A 238-nucleotide genomic window follows, 5' to 3' on the forward strand; every position below is an offset into this window, starting at 1 on the left:
GTGACCGGCATGCGGCCGGCGATCGATCTTTCGCGATTGATCGACCCGGCTGGCCGCGCCAAAACACTTGATGAGGCGCGCCGCGAAATTCGGCCGGTCTGGTATGGCGGGCGCTGGCACGATACGCCGGTCTACAGCAGGGAAAAGCTGCCGCTCGACGCCCTCATCGAGGGGCCGGCGATCCTCGAACAGATGGACGCGACCACCGTGCTCGAGCCCGGCGACCGGGCGCGCTCGG

General features: G+C 68.5%; 1 pseudogene. It reads left to right on the forward strand.

Annotation, left to right across the window (positions count from 1 at the left end):
* Positions 1-238: pseudogene (locus tag AC0L2O_RS37480) on the forward strand (hydantoinase/oxoprolinase family protein); the annotation flags it as partial.

The sequence above is a fragment of the Bradyrhizobium sp. Kon10 genome (assembly GCF_055807395.1).